14 protein-coding genes and 1 pseudogene are annotated in these 17,091 nt (G+C 64.0%); 12 read left to right on the top strand and 3 right to left on the bottom strand.

The features are described from left to right. Window positions 1-68 precede the first annotated feature (68 nt). A pseudogene (locus tag FJV80_RS26635) lies at window positions 69-315 on the bottom strand (helix-turn-helix domain-containing protein); the annotation flags it as partial. A 141-nt stretch (window positions 316-456) separates the two neighbouring features. On the opposite strand from FJV80_RS26635, the gene FJV80_RS26630 reads away from it, so the two are divergent. Together FJV80_RS26630 and FJV80_RS26625 are read left to right on the top strand one after the other, a co-directional pair. Beyond that, a complete protein-coding gene (locus FJV80_RS26630; RefSeq protein ID WP_095788304.1) occupies window positions 457-2,334 on the top strand; it encodes an ABC-F family ATP-binding cassette domain-containing protein in 1,878 nt (625 codons plus the stop codon). 83 nt (window positions 2,335-2,417) lie between these two features. Then, window positions 2,418-4,526, top strand: a complete 2,109-nt coding sequence (locus FJV80_RS26625; protein WP_142877858.1) for a molybdopterin oxidoreductase family protein — start codon at window positions 2,418-2,420, stop codon at window positions 4,524-4,526. Window positions 4,527-4,557: 31 nt separating this feature from the next. Here FJV80_RS26625 and FJV80_RS26620 read toward each other — a convergent pair whose 3' ends face one another. Then, window positions 4,558-5,745, bottom strand: a complete 1,188-nt coding sequence (locus FJV80_RS26620) for an NAD(P)/FAD-dependent oxidoreductase (protein ID WP_185975271.1) — start codon at window positions 5,743-5,745, stop codon at window positions 4,558-4,560. 34 nt (window positions 5,746-5,779) lie between these two features. Continuing rightward, a complete protein-coding gene (locus tag FJV80_RS26615) occupies window positions 5,780-6,259 on the bottom strand; it encodes an Lrp/AsnC family transcriptional regulator (RefSeq protein ID WP_142877856.1) in 480 nt (159 codons plus the stop codon). Between the two features lie 105 nt (window positions 6,260-6,364). On the opposite strand from FJV80_RS26615, the gene FJV80_RS26610 reads away from it, so the two are divergent. The 10 genes from FJV80_RS26610 to FJV80_RS26570 all read left to right on the top strand — a co-directional run bounded on the left by FJV80_RS26610 (window position 6,365) and on the right by FJV80_RS26570 (window position 16,971). After that, a complete protein-coding gene (locus tag FJV80_RS26610; RefSeq protein WP_142877855.1) occupies window positions 6,365-7,573 on the top strand; it encodes a diaminopropionate ammonia-lyase in 1,209 nt (402 codons plus the stop codon). Next, a complete protein-coding gene (locus FJV80_RS26605; protein ID WP_095770638.1) occupies window positions 7,570-8,802 on the top strand; it encodes a Zn-dependent hydrolase in 1,233 nt (410 codons plus the stop codon). Before FJV80_RS26610 ends, FJV80_RS26605 begins: the two co-directional genes overlap by 4 nt. A gap of 5 nt (window positions 8,803-8,807) precedes the next feature. Next, window positions 8,808-9,968, top strand: coding sequence for a M20 aminoacylase family protein (locus FJV80_RS26600; protein WP_142877854.1), 1,161 nt, complete (start codon window positions 8,808-8,810; stop codon window positions 9,966-9,968). A 317-nt stretch (window positions 9,969-10,285) separates the two neighbouring features. Next, on the top strand, window positions 10,286-10,459 hold the full coding sequence (locus FJV80_RS26595) for a hypothetical protein (protein WP_245437719.1): 174 nt from the start codon (window positions 10,286-10,288) through the stop codon (window positions 10,457-10,459). A gap of 291 nt (window positions 10,460-10,750) precedes the next feature. After that, entirely contained in the window at window positions 10,751-10,924 is a 174-nt protein-coding gene (locus tag FJV80_RS34690; protein WP_095788308.1) for a hypothetical protein, read from the top strand. A gap of 135 nt (window positions 10,925-11,059) precedes the next feature. After that, the gene (locus FJV80_RS26590) at window positions 11,060-13,153 is read left to right on the top strand and encodes an ATP-dependent helicase (protein ID WP_142877853.1); all 2,094 of its coding nucleotides are present in this window, start codon (window positions 11,060-11,062) and stop codon (window positions 13,151-13,153) included. 8 nt (window positions 13,154-13,161) lie between these two features. Further along, window positions 13,162-13,938, top strand: coding sequence for a 4-hydroxy-tetrahydrodipicolinate reductase (dapB, locus tag FJV80_RS26585; RefSeq protein ID WP_142877885.1), 777 nt, complete (start codon window positions 13,162-13,164; stop codon window positions 13,936-13,938). 204 nt (window positions 13,939-14,142) lie between these two features. Further along, window positions 14,143-15,156 carry an ABC transporter substrate-binding protein gene (locus FJV80_RS26580; protein ID WP_095770922.1) on the top strand — a complete coding sequence of 338 codons (1,014 nt, stop codon included), beginning with the start codon at window positions 14,143-14,145 and terminating at the stop codon, window positions 15,154-15,156. A gap of 115 nt (window positions 15,157-15,271) precedes the next feature. Continuing rightward, window positions 15,272-16,081: an ABC transporter ATP-binding protein gene (locus FJV80_RS26575; RefSeq protein ID WP_095770632.1), complete on the top strand. Its 810-nt coding sequence runs from the start codon at window positions 15,272-15,274 to the stop codon at window positions 16,079-16,081. Window positions 16,082-16,092: 11 nt separating this feature from the next. Further along, complete coding sequence (locus FJV80_RS26570) at window positions 16,093-16,971, top strand: ABC transporter permease (protein ID WP_019857360.1); 879 nt, start codon at window positions 16,093-16,095, stop codon at window positions 16,969-16,971. The last annotated feature ends 120 nt before the right edge of the window (window positions 16,972-17,091 follow it).

The following is a 17,091-nucleotide window of genomic DNA, read 5'->3' as shown; positions in this document are numbered from 1 at the left end:
GCGTCCCGGCCAACCGGCCTGGACGCGACAGCCAATGGAACCCGGAAAGCGGCTTTGCCCTTCCGGGTTCACCGTCTGATTTGCGGTTGATCGCGCAGAACCACGTTCAGCAACGAACTGTGCACCACGAGTTTCCCATTGTACTCGATGAATCCGAGGTCGCGGAACTTGTTCATGAAGTGCTGACTCCCGGTCGCGTTGTGCCGATCATTTCGGCAAGCGTCTCCTGGTTGACCTTGCCGAGAAAGGGTTCGGGCTTTTCCTCCTTGCCGAAATTTGCCAGCAGCAGAAGTGCCGTGCCAGGCGCTTTTCGCTGAAGCCGCGACATCGCCTTGCGAGAATATCTTCTGGTGGCCACCAATTCGCCTCGCGCTCCCGCCTGTGTTTCAGGCCTTGTGCGGCCAACTGGCCCGCAAGGTCTTGCGAAGAGTTGATGTCCGGTGCAAAAGCGCGGCCATGCTGATCATCAACGACCTTTCGCTCCGCATGGCCGGGCGCCTGCTTCTCGACCATGCCTCGCTGACCTTGCCGGCCGGCACCAAGGCCGGCCTTGTCGGCCGCAACGGCACCGGCAAGACGACGCTGTTCAAGGCCATCACCGGCGATTTTCCCTCCGAGACCGGTTCGATCAGCCTGCCGAAGAACACGCGCATCGGCCAGGTGGCGCAGGAAGCGCCGGGAACCGAGGAGCCGCTGATCGAGATCGTGCTCAAGGCCGACCTCGAACGCACGGCGCTGCTCGAAGAGGAAAAGACCGCGGCCGATCCGCACCGCATCGCCGATATTCACATGCGGCTGGCCGACATCGACGCGCATTCGGCCGAGTCCCGCGCGGCCACCATCCTCGCCGGCCTCGGCTTCGATGACGCAGCGCAGCGCCGGCCGGCCTCGTCCTTCTCCGGCGGCTGGCGCATGCGCGTGGCGTTGGCCGCCGTGCTGTTTTCAGAGCCTGATCTGCTGCTGCTCGACGAGCCGACCAACTATCTCGACCTCGAAGGCACGCTGTGGCTGGAAAATTACGTGTCGAAATACCCGCACACGGTTCTGCTGATTTCGCACGACCGCGACCTGCTCAACCGTGCCGTCAACTCGATCGTTCATCTCGACCAGAAGAAGCTGACCTTCTGGCGCGGCGGCTACGATCAGTTCGAGCGCCAATACACCGAGCAGAAGGAATTGCAGGAAAAGGGCCGCGTCAAACAGGAGGCCGCCCGCAAGCACATGGAATCCTTCGTCGAGCGGTTCCGCGCCAAGGCGTCCAAGGCCAGACAGGCGCAGTCACGCATCAAGGCCCTGGAAAAGATGAAGCCGATCGCGGCGATCGTGAACGATTCGGTGCGGCCGTTCTCTTTCCCCGAACCGGTGAAGACTGTGGCATCGCCGATCGTGGCGCTGAACAACGTCAATGTCGGCTACACCGAAGGCCAGCCGATCCTGAAGAAGATGACGTTGCGCATCGACGCCGACGACCGCATCGCGCTGCTTGGCGCCAACGGCAACGGCAAGTCGACCTTCGCCAAGCTGCTGTCGGGCCGCCTCAAGCAGGAGAGCGGGACCATGACGGTGGCGCCCGGGCTGAAGGTGGCGATCTTCGCCCAGCACCAGCTCGACGATCTGCGTCCGGACGAAAACGCCTATGAGCATGTCCGCCGGCTGATGCCCGAGGCGCCGGAATCCAAGGTGCGCGGCCGCGTCGCCCAGTTCGGTCTGACGACCGAGAAGATGAATACGCCCGCCAAGGACCTGTCCGGTGGCGAGAAGGCGCGCCTTTTGATGGGCCTGTCGGCCTTCGAGGGGCCGAACCTGTTCATTCTCGACGAACCGACCAACCATCTCGACATCGACAGCCGTGAATCGCTGATCCATGCGCTGAACGAATTTCCCGGGGCCGTCATCCTGATCTCGCACGACCGCCATTTGCTTGAGGCGACCGCGGATCGGCTGTGGCTGGTCAAGGATGGCGCGGTCAACGCCTATGATGGCGACCTGGAGGACTACAAGACGCTGGTCACCGGCGTGTCCGGCGACCGCCGCGGCAAGCGCGAGGCCGACAAGGCGTCAAAAGCCGACCGCCGCCGCGATGCGGCGGCGCGCCGTGCCGCCTTCGAACCGCTGGCCAAGGAAATCCGCGCCACAGAAGCGCTGATGGACCGCCTCCGCAAACGCATCGACGGCATCGAGGACGAACTGGCCAATCCGGCGATCTATGAAAAGGATCCCTCGACGGCGACGCGCCTGGCCAAGGAGCGCTCGCAACTCGCCCAGACGCTGGCCGGCCACGAAGAAAAATGGCTGACCATGTCGGCCGAGTATGAGGAAGGCACGGCGGAGTAGGGGGAGCGTTCTTTCGTTTGGGAGAGAAGGAAGGGCGCTATCTGGCCCTACACGCCACGTGCGAAACTCGCTAGACATGCGTCATGAACCAGCACGCCAAGCTCCGCATCGGCCATTCGGCCTGTCCGCATGATTGCCCGTCCACCTGCGCGCTCGAGGTCGAGTTGCTCGACGGCAACCGCATCGGCCGTGTCCATGGCGCCAAGGCCAACAGCTACACATCCGGCGTCGTCTGCGCCAAGGTCGCGCGCTATGCCGACCGCGTCCACCACCCCGACCGCTTGCTGAAGCCGCTGATCCGCGCCGGCGCCAAAGGCGACGGCGTCTGGCAGGAAGCGAGCTGGGAGGCGGCGCTCGACCTCGTCGCCGAAAAGTTCATCGCGGCCGAAGACAAATACGGCTCGGAGACGGTCTGGCCCTATTTCTATGCCGGCACGATGGGGCTGGTGCAGCGCGACGGCATCGACCGGCTGCGTCACGCCAAGAAATATTCGGGCTTCTTCGGGTCGATCTGCACCAATCTCGCCTGGACCGGCTGGATGATGGGGGCGGGCGCCCTGCGTGGGCCCGACCCGCGCGAAATGGCGAAATCCGACTGCGTGGTGATCTGGGGCACCAATGCCGTGGTCACGCAGGTCAATGTGATGACCCATGCCATCAAGGCGCGCAAGGAACGCGGCGCTAAGATCGTCGTCGTCGACGTCTATGAAAACGCGACGATGAAGCAGGCCGACATGGGCCTTGTGCTGAAGCCCGGTACCGACGGCGCGCTGGCCTGCGCGGTCATGCATGTGCTGTTCAGGGAAGGCCTGGCCGACCGCGCCTATCTCGAAAAATACACCGACGACCCGAAGGGGCTGGAGGCGCATCTTCGGACACGATCCCCTGAATGGGCGGCCGAGATCACGGGCCTGTCGGTCACCGAGATCGAGGCCTTTGCCCGCCTCGTTGGCACGACCAAGAAAACCTATTTCCGTCTCGGCTACGGCTTCGCCCGCCAGCGCAACGGCGCCGTCAACATGCATGCCGCCTCCTGCATCGCCGCGGTCACGGGCAGCTGGCAGTATGAGGGCGGCGGCGCCTTCCATTCGAATTCCGGCATCTTCAAGCTTAACCAGGAGGTGCTGGAAGGCACCAGGATGCGCGATCCCTCGATCCGCCATCTCGACCATTCGCGCATCGGCCCGGTGCTGACCGGCGCCGGCGACGCGCTCTACGGCGGGCCGCCGGTGACGGCGATGCTGATCCAGAACACCAACCCGGTGAATGTCGCGCCGGAGCAGCGGCTGGTAAGGCAGGGCTTTCTGCGCGACGACCTGTTCACTTGCGTGCACGAGCAGTTCATGACCGACACCGCCAGGCTGGCCGATGTCGTGCTGCCGGCGACGATGTTTCTCGAACATGACGACGTCTACAAGGGCGGCGGCAACCAGCACATCACGCTCGGTCCCAAGCTGATCGAGCCGCCGGAAGGGCCGCGCACCAACCATTTCGTCATCGAGCAACTGGCCGCGCGCCTGGGGGTCGCAGACCGCCCGGGTTTCGGCCTGACCGAACAGCAGCATATCGACATCATTCTCGGCAAGCGTGGGCTGGGCAGTTTCGACAGCTTGAAAGAGCAGAAATGGGTCGATCTGCAGCCGGATTTCGAGGCCGCGCATTTTATCAACGGGTTTGGCCATGCGGATGGTAAATTCCGCTTCCGCGCCGACTGGACCGGCCAGGCGGCTCCCAACCGGCCGCCGAAGAGCATGGGCCTGTTCGGACCGGTGGAACGGCTGCCTGAGTTTCCCGACCATGTCGACCTGATCGAAGTGGCCGACGAAGCGCATCCATTCCGGCTGACGACCTCGCCGGCACGCAACTTCCTCAACTCGACCTTTGCCGAAACGCCGGTGTCGAAGGAAAAGGAAGGCAGGCCGGCACTCCTCCTGCATCCCGACGACGCGGCGGACCTTGGGCTTGCCGACGGAGACCGTGTCGAGGTCGGCAACCGGCGCGGCGAGCTGGTGCTGCATGCCAAATTCTTCGACGGCATCAAGCGCGGCGTGGTGATAGCCGAAGGCATCTGGCCGAACAGCGCGCATGAGCGCGGCGAGGGCATCAACGTGCTGACAGGCGCCGATGCACCCGCGCCCTATGGCGGTGCTGCCTTCCACGACAACAAGGTCTGGCTGCGCAAGGCGGATTGAGCGGGGCGGAACCAGGTCGTCCGCGAGCCCATCACACCGGCAAGATCTCGGCCGCCTTCGTCCTGTTCAGCCGGTGCCTTATGTCGTCGGCGATCGCCTGGGCCTCGATCCCGATCTCGCGCAGCAATCCGGTGACTGCATTGTGGAAACCGATGAGGTAGAGGCCGAGATCCGAAGCTTTGGGGGTCACTCCACTGCGGTCCGGCTGGATGCCGGGCTCGAGAAATCTGGCATAGCCCGGCCGGTAACCGGTGGCGAAGATGATCGCGTCGAATTCGCCGTGTTTGCCGTCGGCGAAACGGGCGCCGCGTTCCGAAATCTCGGCGATATCGGGCGCGACCTTGATCGCGCCTTCGCGGATCTTGCCGATGGTGCCCACATCGATCACCGGAATGCGCGATGCAATCGCAATCTGCTCCAGCAGTCCCTGTCCCGGCCGTTTGAGCCCGTATTTTTCCAGCCTGCCCAGCGCCAGGTCGAGAATGACCGGGAAAAGAACATCGTTGAAGCGCTGCGGCCCCAGGCGCGCGGCCATGCCGACCATCTGGATGGGCACGCCGAACAGTTCGCGCGGCACGATATGAACGCCGCCGCGCACGGAAATCGTCGGCCGTGCGCCGTTTTCCGCCAGATCGAGCGCAATCTCCGCACCGGTGTTGCCCATGCCGATGACCAGCACCGACTGACCGGCGAAAGGCCTGGCATTGCGATAGTCCGCGCTGTGCAATGTCTTGCCCGTGAAGGTATCGATACCGGCAAATCCAGGCCGCAAGGGCTCGGCATTGTAACCTGACGCGATCACCACATGTTTGGCGCGCAACGGCCTGGATAGCGCGTCCACACGCCAGCCGCGACCGTCCCGGGTGACCGCCTTCACCGTTTCTCCAAAGCGGGGCTTGAGGTCGAAGCGTTGCGCGTAGGCATCGAGATAGTCGACGAAGAGCGCACGCGGCACATAACGCGGATAGTGTTTGGGGAAGGGCACGAAGGGCAGCGACGAATAGCGCTTGGTCGTATGCAGGTGGACGCGCTCGTAATGGCGCCGCCAGGCAGGCGCGGCCTGCTGCTCTTTTTCGATGATGATGAAGTCGACGCCCGCCTGCCGCAGGCATGCGGCGACTGCCAGGCCCGCCGGCCCGGCACCGATGATCGCTACTGTCGTGGTGTCGTCCAAGCGCGCCTCCCAGCTCAATTCGCGTCCTGAGAATGTCAAAAGCATGGCGGGACGGACTGGACCCTGCCCGCCGGCAAGCTCAACCCGGCAACGGCACGGTCAGCCCGACCTTGACGCGGTCCATGGCCACGAAGGTGCGGAATTTCCGGACATTGTTGCTGCCGAAGAACAGCTTTCGCGTCAGCGCCTCATAGGCGCCCATGTCGGCCACGGTGATGACGAGGATGAAGTCGGCCTCGCCGGTGACGTAATAGCATTGCTGCACTTCGGGCGTTTGCGAGAATTGCCGCTTGGCCGCGTCGATAAGCTCGGTGCGCTCGCTCTCCAGCTCCACCTCGACGAAGATGGTGATGGGCTGGCCGACCGCCGCGGGTTCGATGATCGCGACATTGCTTGCAATGACGCCCGCCTGCTCCATGCGCTTGATGCGGCGCTGCACGGCCGGTGCCGACAGGTTCACCGCTTCGCCGATCAGCCGCTGCGGTGTCGTGTTGTCTCGCTGCAGGATGGCAAGGATGGCGAGATCGAAACTGTCGAGTGAGGGCGATGATGGAGGCAACGGGCGGCATCCCGGTGAAACAAACTTGCATTTCGCAGGCCTAATTACAGCGCTCTTTGCGCCTGTCCTGCAATATGTTGTCGCTGACTGCCAAGGAGGCGCCCAGTGTTCCTGCCCAATCGCAATGCCTTGCACGGTGAGCCGCTTGATGCGACCGATGCCGAAACCCTCGGGATCGCGGGCGCGGACACGGTCGAGCGCTTTCTCGCCCATCGTGACAATCACGCGATGACGCCGCTGCACGCGCTGCCGACGCTGGCGGGCGAACTTGGCCTCGCTGCGCTGCATGTCAAGGATGAGGGCTTTCGTCTCGGCCTGGGCAGCTTCAAGGCGCTGGGCGGCGCCTATGCTGTTTTCCGCCTGGTGCTGGAAGAGGCCGGCAAGCGCCTTGGCCGCCCCGTCGATATCGAGGATCTCGATCGTGCCGATGTTCGCTCGGTCGCCGCGAAGATGACATTTGCCTGCGCCACCGACGGCAATCACGGCCGCTCGGTCGCGCAAGGCGCCGAGCTTGCTGGCGCCAGGGCCGTGATCTTTGTCCATGCCGGCGTCAGCGACGGGCGCATTGCTGCCATAGCCCGCTACGGCGCCGAGATGGTTCGCGTCGATGGCAATTATGACGATTCGGTCAGGCAAGCGGCGCAGGTCGCGGCCGAGAAGGGCTGGAGCGTGGTGTCGGATACGTCGTGGCCCGGTTATGAGCGCATCCCCGGCCTGGTCATGCAGGGCTATACGGCGATCGTGCGCGAAGCGCTGCGCCAACTCGGCGAACCGCCAACCCATGTCTTCGTCCAGGCCGGCGTTGGCGGCATTGCCGCGGCGGTGGCCGGCCATCTCGCCATCGTGCTCGGCGACGCCAGGCCGACCTTCACCGTCGTCGAGCCGGCGCGCGCGGCCTGCGTTGTCGCGGCTGCCCGGGCAGGGCATGTGGTCAAGGTGGCGCACGACCAGCCGACGGTCATGGCCATGCTTGAATGCTATGAGGCCTCTCAGGTCGCCTGGCGCGTGCTGGCGCGCGTCGCCGATGCCTTCATGACCGTGGACGAGGACGACGCCGTCGCGGTCATGCGGCGGCTGGCCCGGCCTGCCGGCAGCGATCCGGTGATCGTCGCCGGCGAGAGCGGCGGCGTCGGTCTTGCCGGACTGGTCCGGGCGATGGCCGAAAACAGGGCCGATCTAGGCCTCGACGGCAAATCCCGCGTGCTGGTGGTCAACACCGAAGGCGCCACCGACCCGCATCGCTATGCCGAACTGGTCGGCTTGAGCCCGGCCGAGGTGCTGGCCGGCAAGCTCGCTGCCGAGGCAACAGCATGATTGCTGTCGATGCACAGCGCCTGGTTGGCCGTATCCGCGAACTCGGCGCCGTTGGCCGCGACGGCGAGGGCAGGCTGACCCGGCTCGCGGCCTCCGACACCGACAGACAGGGCCGCGACCTCTTCCTCGGCTGGCTGCGGCAGGCCGGGCTCGATGTCGCTATCGACCGCATTGGCAACATTTTCGGCATCTGGCAAAGTGCCGGCAATGCGGGCGAAGCGCCGCTGCTCATCGGCTCGCACATCGATACAGTCATCGACGCCGGCATCTATGATGGCTGCTACGGCGTGCTTGCCGGGCTGGAGGTGATCGAGACGCTGAAGGCGTCGGGTTTCCCGCCGGCGCGCCCGCTCGCCGTCGCGGCCTTCACCAATGAGGAGGGCGTGCGCTTCTCCCCCGACATGATGGGCTCGCTGGTCCATGCCGGCGGCGTCGATGTCGAGGCGGCGCTCGCCGCTGTCGGCACCGACGGCAGCACGCTCGGGCAGGAACTCGCCCGTATCGGCTATGCGGGGGAACGCGAACCCGGCTTTCTCAAGCCGCACCTCTATGTCGAACTGCACATTGAACAGGGACCGCTCCTGGAGCGCGAAGGCATTCCGATCGGCGCGGTGGAGACCCTGCAAGGCATCTCCTGGCAGCGCATCACCCTCGATGGCGTCGCCAACCATGCCGGCACCACGCCGATGTCGATGCGCTGCGACGCCGGATATGCCGCGGCACGCGTGGTCACCTTCCTGCATGACCTTGCAGCGGCCTCCAACGCGCCGACCGTTGCCACCGTCGGCACGATGCGATTCGAGCCGAATGCCATCAACGTCATCCCATCGCGCGCCGTCTTCACCGTCGACCTGCGCGATCCCGACGAGCAGCGCCTGCAAGCACAGGAGGCGTCGCTGGCCGCCTTTCTCGAACAGCTCGCCGCCGAGGGCATCACCGTGTCGGTCGAGCGGCTGGCCCGCTTCGAGCCGGTTGTCTTCGACGGGCAGGTCGTCGAATTGATCGAGGCTGCCGCCAGGAAGCGCGGGCTTGCCTCGCGGCGAATGACCTCGGGCGCCGGCCATGACGCGCAGATGATAGCGCGCATGGCGCCGGCGGCGATGATCTTCGTGCCGAGCGCCGGAGGCATCAGCCACAGCCCGCATGAATACACCGAGGATGCCGAGCTTGTTGCCGGTGCCAACATCCTGCTTGATGTCGTCGCTGAACTCGCCGCGCTCAAGGGCTGAACAAAATGGCTGAACTCGATCCAGAAACGCTGAAGCGAGAGATGATCAATTGGCGGCGCGACCTGCACGCGCACCCCGAATTCGGCTTCGAGGAGAAACGCACTGCGGCCTTCGTCGCGGCCAAGCTGCGGGAATTCGGCCTGGACGATGTCGCCGAGGGTGTCGGCGGCACCGGCGTCGTCGGCACTTTGAAGCGCGGCACCGGCAACCGTGCCATTGCGTTGCGCGCCGACATGGATGCGCTGCGCATATCGGAGCAATCGAGCGCGCCCTACCGCTCCGGCAATCCCGGCGTCATGCACGCCTGCGGCCATGACGGCCACACCGCCATGCTGCTTGGCGCGGCAAAGCTGCTGGCGGGTGAGGGTGGTTTCGACGGCACCGTGCGCTTCATCTTCCAGCCGGCCGAGGAGTGGGGCAGGGGCGCGCTGGCCATGCTCGACGACGGCCTGATGCAGCGCTTTCCCTTCGACGAGATCTTTGGCCTGCACAACATGCCTGGCCTTCCCGTCGGGCATTTCGAGACCCGTGCCGGCCCTGTCATGTCGGCAGAGGATAATTTCGAGATCGTGCTCAGGGGGTTCGGCGGCCACGCGGCGCGGCCGCATTCGGGCAACGAAACGCTGGTCGCCGCCTGTGCGCTGGTCACCAATCTGCAGACCATCGTTTCGCGCCGCCTGAGCCCGGCCGACATAGCGGTGGTTTCGGTGACCGAACTGATCACCGATGGCACCCGCAATGCGCTGCCTGGTCTTGCCCGCATCCTCGGCGATACGCGCAGTTTTCGCCCCGAGGTCAGCGCGGCGATCGAACGCCAGATGCGCACCATCGCCGAGGGCACCGCGGCCGCCTACAACATTGCCGCCGAGGTCAACTACACCAGAGAATTCGTGCCTTTGCACAATGATGCCGAACTGGTCGAGGCGGCCTTCGCCGCTGCCAAGAAAGTCTTCGATCCCGGCAATGTCGCGGTTGCCCGCGAGCCGATGACGGCGTCGGAGGATTTTGCCCGATTCCTCGATCACGTGCCGGGCTGCTTCGTGTTCCTCGGCAATGGCGAGGCCTCGGCGCCGCTCCACAATTCCAGCTATGACTTCAATGATGACGGGCTGGTCTTCGGCGCCAGTTTTCATGCCGCCATCGCCAGGCAACGGCTCGGAATTTGACCGGCCGCAGCCCCCCTTCGGCACGCCTTTGCCGGTGGAAAACGCCTGGAAAAGGCCGAAATCCGCTACCCCACATGACGCAGCGGCAAGACTCAGCTAGGCTGTGTGGTGCGGCGGACCTGATTTATCCGCTTGGCCGGCGCCTTCTCCTCCCAAGCGGCGCCGGCCTTCTTCCCGTGCCGACCGCCTGGTAAATTAGCATTCATTAAATTTAGAATATTCGCACTTGCAGGGCGTTAGCGTCTTTCTGGCATGGAAGACGCTGGTCCTTGGCTGTTGCGGGAAGGCCAATGCGCGGGCGGAACTGGATAAGGGCGTTGCGTCAGGACGAGGCGCGGCAGGTGCGTGCGCGCATCGCCGAACTCGAAAGAAACCTTACAATGGCATTCCCGGCCCGAGGCCGTCAGCTGCAACAGGACGCCGGGCACGAATTGCGCAATGCCAAGTTCCGCCTCGAGCGGCTCGAAGAATGCATCGCGGCAATGCAATGAGGTTTCGACGGGTCCTCAGTGCACTGGATCATCTCAGTTGCCCAACACTCTCCGTGTTCATGACAGGATTGCTGGCATAGGAGCTTTGTTCGGCACCAGGAGCCTTGGTCGGTGGCAATTTGTTGTCGCAGGCCGAGACAGCCAAAGCGACCAGGACAAGGGCTAATCCTAGCTTCTTCATCGCTATCGCCTCCTTGCTTTCAACGACCCGCCATCGGTTTGGTTGCGAACTTGGCGCGATGGAACAAACCGTCATGTTTCCGGTTGACCCTCATCAGAGGAGACCGCGGCATGATCCGTTTGCTTCTGGCAGGTACTTTTGCCTTTCTCGCATACCGCCTCGCGCGCAAGATGATCGATGACGTGCCCGGCGACATCGATCCCCTGTTGCTGCCCGCGCCGAGAAGTGACCGCGAAGCTCTGCGCCGCCAATCGGCGGCCATGGGTGTCGATCCCCGGCGGTAGAGCAATTCCAGGAAAAGTGTGAAGCGGTTTTCCCTGGAAAAGCGTAGCGCTTTCCCTTGAGAGTTGCGCCAAGACCAAGGGGCCGTCGCAAAGCTTCTATGTTGCGAACAAAGCGGAAACGATGCTTGATGGGCGATGAACCTCGCCGCTCATGATTCGACCTTTGTGGAATCGACTGCCCAGCCCGCCTATCTCGCGCGGCTGAACGATGCCCAGCGCCAGGCCGTCGAGCATGGTGACGGCAAGATCGCCGGGCCGTTGCTGGTCATTGCCGGCGCCGGCTCGGGCAAGACCAACACGCTGGCGCATCGCGTCGCTCATCTCATCGTCAGGGGTGCCGACCCGCGCCGTATCTTGCTGATGACCTTTTCGCGGCGCGCCGCATCCGAAATGGCGAAACGTGTCGAACGTATTGCCGGCGAGGTGCTCGGCCGCGACGCCGCGGTGATCACCGATGCGCTGACCTGGGCCGGCACTTTTCACGGCATCGGCGCCCGGCTGTTGCGCGACTATGCGCTGGAGATCGGCCTCGACCCGGCCTTCACCATCCATGATCGCGAGGATTCCGCCGACCTGATGAATCTGGTGCGCCACGAACTCGGCTTCTCGAAAACGGAAGCGCGCTTTCCGACCAAGGGCACCTGCCTTGCCATCTATTCGCGCGCCGTCAACGCGCAGGCGCCGCTCGGCGAAGTGCTGGGGTCGGCCTTCCCCTGGTGCGCCGGCTGGGCCGAGCAGTTGAAGCAGTTGTTCGCCGGCTATGTCGAGGCCAAGCAGGCGCAGAACGTGCTCGACTATGACGATCTGCTGCTCTACTGGGCGCAGATGGCGGCCGAGCCGGACATAGCGGCGCATCTGGGCGGGCGTTTCGACCATGTTCTGGTCGACGAATACCAGGACACCAACCGCCTGCAGGCTTCGATCCTGATGGCACTGAAACCCGACGGCGCCGGGCTGACGGTGGTCGGAGACGATGCGCAGTCGATCTATTCGTTCCGCGCCGCCGAGGTGCGCAACATCCTCGATTTTCCAAAACAGTTCGCGCAGGCCGCCGATGTGGTGATGCTGGAGCGCAATTACCGCTCGACGGAAACCATTCTGGCCGCCGCCAATGCGGTGATCGGCGAGGCCTCGGAGCGCTTCACCAAGAACCTTTGGTCGGAGCGCAAATCATCAGACAAGCCAAGGCTGGTCAGCGTCCGCGACGAGGTCGAGCAGGCCAACTTCGTCTGCGATACCATCCTCGCCGAGCGCGAGGCCGGTACGGCACTGAAATCGCAGGCGGTGCTGTTTCGCGCCTCGCACCACAGCGGGCCGCTGGAGATCGAGCTGACGCGGCGCAACATTCCCTTCGTCAAGTTCGGTGGCCTGAAATTCCTCGATGCCGCCCATGTCAAGGATGTGCTGGCTGTGCTGCGCTTTGCCGAAAACCCGCGTGACCGCGTCGCCGGCTTTCGCGTTCTGCAGCTGATGCCGGGTATCGGCCCTTCGGCTGCCGCGCAGATCGTCGAGACGATGACGACAGCGCTGGATGAAGCGATGGGCTTGGCCGGATGGCGGCCGCCGCAGCGCGCGGCGGACGACTGGCCCGGTTTCGTCTCGCTCTATTCCGGCCTGCGGGCCGGCGCCAAATGGCCAGCCGATCTCGAACAGGTCAGGCTCTGGTACGAACCACATCTGGAACGCATCCATGAGGATGCCATCACACGCCGCGCCGACCTGTTGCAACTCGAGCAGATCGGCTCGGGCTACGCCTCGCGCGAGCGCTTCCTGACCGAGCTCACGCTCGATCCGCCTGATGCAACCAGCGACCAGGCTGGACCGCCGCATCGTGACGAGGACTATCTGATCCTTTCGACCATCCACTCGGCCAAGGGCCAGGAGTGGAAGAACGTCTTCGTGCTCAACACCGTCGATGGCTGCATCCCGGCCGATCTCGGCGTCGGCACCAAGGAAGATATCGAGGAGGAGCGCCGGCTGCTCTATGTGGCGATGACGCGGGCCAAGGACAGCCTCAACCTCGTCATGCCGCAGCGCTTCTTTCCCCATGGCCAGGCCGCGCGCGGCGATCGCCATCTCTATGCCTCGCGCACGCGCTTTATCCCGGCCTCGATTCTCGCCGCGTTCCAGCAGATGTCGTGGCCGGGCGCACAGGCGGCACAGGGCAGGGCGCCCCGGCCGGACGTGCGCGTCGATATCGGCGCGCGCATGCGCGGCATGTGGAAATAGCTGAAACCATGGTGCAGCCGTCGATCAGGATCGCCATCGCCGGGGCGCGGGGCCGCATGGGGCGGCAGATGGCCGAGGCCGTTCTGGCCGATCCGCGGCTGGCGCTTGCCGCCCGCTTCCATCGCCCGGGCAGTGTCGGCGACCGGCTGGTGAGCCGCGACGAGGCGCTCGCCGTGGCCGATGTGGTGATCGATTTCACCACGCCGGCGGGCTCCGCCGATCTGGCGAGGGTTTGCGCAAACCGGGGCGGCCCCGCTTTGGTGATCGGCTCGACCGGTTTCGATGCCGCCGAACTGGCTGATATAGCCGATGCCGCGAAAGCGGTTCCCATCGTCCGCTCCGGCAGTTTTTCGCTCGGGCTCAACATGCTGGTCGGGTTGGTCGAGCGGGCGGCGAGAGCGCTCGCCCCCGAAGATTGGGACGCCGAGATCTTCGAGGCGCATCATCGCCACAAGATTGATGCGCCGTCGGGCACCGCGCTGATGCTGGGACAAGCCGTCGCCGGTGGACGCGGCGTCGAACTGGACGCGGTCGCAAGGCGCGCCCGCGACGGCGTCACCGGCGCGCGGCCGGCCGGCGAGATCGGTTTTGCGGTGGCTCGCGGCGGCAGCATCGTCGGCGAACACAGCGTCACCTTCTGTGCCGAAGGCGAGCTTGTTACCGTGTCGCACGCTGCCGGCGACCGCATCATGTTCGCTCGTGGCGCCATCGCCGCGGCACTTTGGCTGCCGGGACGCAAGCCCGGCGAATACGATATGCGCGACGTGCTGGGATTTAATCGCTGAACTTGGCACGGCGTGCATTTTCACGCCGCCGCTATTGTCCGCCGGCCGCGGCTTGCCGATCCGCAAGCCTTGCCGTCATTTTCGGCTTTACCCTGAAAGCTGGATGAAAGGTTGGTGCCATAACTCTTGTCCGGCGCCCCCATATTGTCGCGCAAAAGCGATGGGAGAGAGAGGGGCGCGGGAAACGAACAAAGGGAAGAGGCCATGTCGCTCGCGCGAATTCTGCTCGATTCAGCCGCCACAACCGCACTCGTCGCCACCATGGCCTTGTCAGCGCCGTCCGTACACGCTGCCGACAAAGTTTCCATCATGGTCGGCGGCTACGAGAAGCAGATTTACCTGCCAGCCAAACTGACCGAAGCACTCGGTTACTTCAAGGACGAGGGTCTCGACGTCGAGTTGCTGAATGAGCCGGCCGGGGTCGACGCCGAAAACGAGATGCTTGCCGGTGCCGTGCAAGGAGTTGTCGGCTTTTATGATCACTGCATCGATCTGCAGGCCAAGGGCAAATTCGTCGAATCCATCGTCCAGTTCAGCCAGGCGCCGGGCGAGGTCGAGCTCGTTTCGACCAAGCATCCCGAGATCAAGTCGCCCGCCGACTTCAAGGGCATGAGCCTGGGCGTGACCGGTCTAGGCTCATCGACGAATTTTCTTACGGAATATCTTGCCGTCAAGAACGGTTTGAAGCTCGGCGAATTCACCTCGGTTCCGGTCGGCGCCGGCAACACCTTCATTGCCGCCATGCAGCAGGACAAGATCCAGGCGGGCATGACGACCGAGCCGACGATCACGCGGCTGCTGAAGACAGGCGAAGCGTCCGTTCTCATCGACATGCGCACGATAGAAGGTACCAAGGCTGCTCTCGGCGGCACCTACCCGGCCGCCTCACTCTATATGCAGACAGATTGGGTCGAAGCGCACAAGGACATCGTGCAGAAGCTGGCCAATGCTTTCGTCAAGACGCAGAAGTTCATCAATTCGCATAGCGGCGCCGAGATCGCCGACAAGATGCCGAAGGACTATTATGTCGGCGACAAGGAAGGCTATGTGAAGGCCCTCGATGCCGGCAAGGCGATGTTCACCCCCGACGGGATCATGCCCGAGGGTGGACCTGAGACAGTGCTGACGGTTCTTTCAGCCTTCAAGAAGGAACTGCAGGGCAAGCAGATCGACCTTGCCAAGACCTACACCTCGGAATTCGTCAAGAACGCCAAGTAGCAGACAGTACCGGCGCGATGAACGACCAGCCGACCGGGGCCGGCTGCCCTCAGTTTTCACCTCCGGCGACCTTGGGGCCGACGGCGGGCGTCTGCTCTTATCCAGGAGTTCCACCATGGCTATTGAAAAAAATGCACCGGCTATCGAGCTGATCAACGTCAGTCGGCGTTTCCTTTCACCCACCGGCAAATCGCTGACGGCACTGCGCGACTTCACCATGACCGTACAGCGCGGCGAATTCGTCGCCGTTGTCGGCCCGACCGGCTGCGGAAAATCCACCACACTCAATCTCGTCACGGGGCTGGCAAGCCCAAGTGCCGGCGAGGTTCGTGTCATGGGCGCACCGGTCAAGGGTATAGACCCGCGCATCGGCTTTGTTTTCCAAAGCGATGCCCTGTTTCCGTGGCGAACCGTGATCGACAACGTGATGGCTGGTCCGCTCTTTCGCGGCAAGGCCAAGTCCGAAGCCACGGCCGCGGCGCGCGACTGGCTGGCGCGCGTCGGGCTGTCGCGTTTCGAGCAGCATTATCCGCACCAGCTTTCAGGCGGTATGCGCAAGCGTGTGGCGTTGGCGCAGACTTTCATAAACGGTCCGGAGATCCTGCTCATGGACGAGCCGTTTTCAGCGCTTGACGTGCAGACCCGCGTGCTGATGCATGAGGAACTGCTGCGCCTTTGGTCCGAAGCAAGGGCTTCCGTGGTCTTCGTAACCCATGACCTGGAAGAGGCGATTGCCTTGGCCGACAAGGTCTATGTCCTGACCGCCGGGCCGGCCACCGTGAAGTCGGTCTACACGATCGACCTGCCGCGCCCACGCGTCGTCGCCGACATCCGTTACGAACAAAGCTTCATCGATTACTCGCGCACCATCTGGGCCGACCTCAAGGAAGAGGTCGAGACCAGCTATGCACGCGCGGCAGCCTGAGGAGGAAAGCCATGACCGATGCCGCAATCGACATCAGAGCGGGCGCTTTCAAGCCTGGCACTTCCGACGCGGAAATCGAAGCGGCCGCGGCAAAAGCATCGCAGCGCCGCCGCCGCACCGTCATATTCTGGCGGGTCGCCATACTGGTCGCCTTTCTCGGCCTGTGGGAGATTGCCGCGCGCCTGGCGTGGATCGATCCGTTCTTCTACGCGATGCCGAGCGCGATCGCGCAGCGGCTCTATGAATGGACGACGGAAGGAACATCCGAGGGGCCGCTGTGGTATCATCTCTATGTTACCATGGAGGAGTCGGTCATTGGCTTCGTGACCGGTTCGGTAGCTGGCATCATCATCGGTGTCGCGCTCGGTCGCAACCGGATGGCCGCAGACATTTTCTCCATCTACATCAAGGTGATCAATTCCATCCCTCGCGTGGTTCTGGCGCCGATCTTCATCATGATCCTCGGCCTTGGCCTCGCTTCGAAAGTGGCGCTTGCCTTCGTCATGGTTTTCTTTGTTGTCTTCCACAATGCATTCCAGGGCGTGCGGGAGGCCGACAGGGCAATGATTGCCAATGCCCGTATCCTCGGGGCTTCCAACTGGCAGTTGACGCGCTCGGTGATCGTCCCTTCGGCGATGAGCTGGATCTTCGCCAGCCTGCATGTCAGCTTCGGCTTTGCCATCATCGGTGCGATCGTCGGCGAATTCGTCGGCTCGCGCTATGGCATCGGCCTGCTGATCAATATCGCCAAGGGATCCTTCGACGCTGCCGGCATGTATGCCGCCATCGTCATCGTCATGGTGGTGGCGCTCGGCGCCGAATATCTGATGACCATGGTCGAGGATCGCCTGGCGAAATGGCGCCCCCAGCCGCTGCATGAGACGCAGTGAGCGGCGACATGGGCTAGCTGCTTGCCAGCGGCAACCTCACGTCAACCACCAGACCGCCGGCCCCCCCCAACCCCCCGGTGGCGCGGCCCCCCGCGGTTTAGACGCCCACGCGCCCCCAGG

The sequence above is a fragment of the Mesorhizobium sp. WSM4310 genome, assembly GCF_007003935.1.
Lineage (GTDB): Bacteria > Pseudomonadota > Alphaproteobacteria > Rhizobiales > Rhizobiaceae > Mesorhizobium.
Note: the sequence above shows the minus strand (reverse complement) of the source record. Positions and strands in the feature narration are given on the sequence as shown.